This is a genomic window from Streptomyces poriticola (genome assembly GCF_036689765.1).
GTDB classification, from domain to species: domain Bacteria; phylum Actinomycetota; class Actinomycetes; order Streptomycetales; family Streptomycetaceae; genus Streptomyces; species Streptomyces poriticola.
This window is the reverse complement of record NZ_JBAGKH010000082.1, coordinates 1-2,297: the sequence shown is the minus strand read 5'-3', so window position 1 is coordinate 2,297 and position 2,297 is coordinate 1. Positions and strand designations below refer to the sequence as shown.

The 2,297-nt window shown below is 76.4% G+C and carries 1 protein-coding gene and 1 pseudogene; both read left to right on the top strand.

What is annotated here, in order from left to right:
• A pseudogene (locus tag V5O46_RS32055) lies at window positions 1–140 on the top strand (hypothetical protein); the annotation flags it as partial.
• Between the two features lie 24 nt (window positions 141–164).
• Window positions 165–2,297: type I polyketide synthase (locus V5O46_RS31525; protein WP_332888158.1), on the top strand; the 2,133-nt coding region annotated here is incomplete at its 3' end.

The following is a 2,297-nucleotide window of genomic DNA, read 5'->3' as shown; positions in this document are numbered from 1 at the left end:
ACGCCCCCGCGCCGCAGACCGGTGGAGCCTCGGACGAAGCCTTCTGGGCTGCCGTCCAGAGTGGTGACCTCGCCGGTCTGCTGGGTGTCGCGGAGGACGCCGGGCTGGACGCCGTACTGCCCTCCCTCGCGTCCTGGCACGACAGGGAGCGTGCCGACACGGCCGTGGACGGGTGGCGGCACAAGGTTCGCTGGACCCCGCTCCCCGAGGCCGGCGGCGCCGCGCTGAGCGGCCGGTGGCTGCTGGTCGGCCCGGAGGGGGACGAGGCGCTCGTCGCCGATGTCGCCACCGCCCTGCGCGAGCACGGTGCCGAGGTCACGCACCTCGCACTCCCGCAGGACACCGACCGGGAGACGACCGCCGAGCTGCTCCGCGGCACCGACGGCACCGGTCTCACCGGGGTGCTGTCCCTGCTCGCGCCGGTGGACCGCCCGGTGCAAGCCACCCTCACCCTCGTCCAGGCGCTCGGCGACGCCGAGGTCGCCGCGCCGCTGTGGTGCGCCACCTCCGAGGCCGTCGCCGTCGCCTCCACGGACGCCGTACCGGAGGCCGCCGTCGACGCGGCCGGCCTCTGGGGGCTCGGCCGGGTCGTACGCCTGGAGGCACCGGACCGCTGGGGCGGGCTCGTCGACCTGCCCGACGCGCTGGACGAGCGGGCCCGACGCCGGCTCGCCGCCGTCCTGGCCGGCGCCGAGGACGAGTGCGCGGTGCGCGAGAACGGCACCTTCGCCGCTCGTCTCGTACGAGCCGCCGACGCTCCCCGCCGCGAGTGGCGGCCCCGGGGCACGGTTCTCGTGACCGGCGGTACCGGCGCGCTCGGCGCGCAGGTCGCCCAGCGGCTCGCGGAGCGCGGTGCGCAGCACGTGCTGCTGGTCAGCAGGAGCGGTCCGGCGGCCGACGGCGCAGCCGAACTGGTCCGCGCCATCGAGGCAGCGGGCGCCACGGCGACCGTCGCCGCGTGCGACGTCGCCGATCCGGAGGCGGTCGCGGCTCTGCTCGCGCAGATACCCGCCGACGCCCCGCTGACCGCGGTCGTCCACACGGCGGGCGTCCTCTCCGACGCCCCGCTGGACACGCTCACCCCGGACCAGGTCACCGCCGTACTCCGGGCCAAGGCCGGCGCCGCCCGGGTCCTACACGCCGCGACGGCCGGGCTCGACCTGGACGCGTTCGTGCTGTTCTCCTCGCTCGCCGGCACCCTCGGCAACCCCGGGCAGGCCGCCTACGCAGCCGCGAACGCCGTGCTCGACACGCTCGCCGCGCACCGCCGGACCCTCGGACTGCCCGGCACCTCCGTCGCCTGGGGCCCCTGGGCCGGCGGCGGCATGCTCGAAGAGACCGTGGCGGAGCGGCTGCGCCGCGCCGGTGTCACCCCGCTCGACCCCGGGCACGCCCTGGTCGCCCTCGACCGTGCCGTGGCCGCCGGGGACGCGTACAGCGTCGTCGCCGACGCCGACTGGACCGGCCTCACCGCCGGATCCATGCTGGCCGAACTCTCCGGCCCGGCCCCCGTCGAGGCACCGACGGCGCTCACCGGCCCCGACCGCGAGCGCGCCGCACTGGACCTCGTCCGGTCCTGCGCCGCCGCTGTCCTCGGCCGCCCGGCTGCGGCGGACGTCGAACCCGACACCGCCTTCCGCGAGCTGGGCTTCGACTCCATGGCCGCCGTCCAGCTGCGCAACCGGCTGAGCGCCGCCACCGGGTTCGCGCTCACCGCGACCGCCGTGTTCGACCAGCCGAGCGCCCGCGCCCTGGCCGCCCACCTGCTCGCCCTGGCGACCGGGGAGGACACCGGCTCGGCCGGCGCAACCGCGCATCCGGGCACGGCCGTCCGCACGGACGAGCCGATCGCGATCGTCGGCATGGCCTGCCGTTTCCCCGGCGACGTGGCCTCGCCCGAGGACCTGTGGCGGCTGCTCGCCGACGGCGTGGACGCCGTCGGTCCCATCCCGGCGGACCGCCAGTGGGGACCCACCGACGCCTACGCCGAAGGCGCCTTCCTGCGGGGGGCGGGGGAGTTCGACGCGGACTTCTTCGGCATCAGCCCGCGTGAGGCGCTGGTCATGGACCCGCAGCAGCGGCTCGCCCTGGAGACCGGCTGGGAGACGTTCGAACGTGCGGGCATCAACCCGCACACGGTGCGCGGCACGTCCGTCGGTGTCTTCCTCGGCACCAACGGCCAGGACTACGTGTCCCTCCTCGCCGGCGCCACCGAGGCACACGCGGGACACATAGGCACCGGCAACTCCGCCAGTGTGCTGTCGGGCCGTATCGCTTACGTCCTCGGCCTGGAGGGT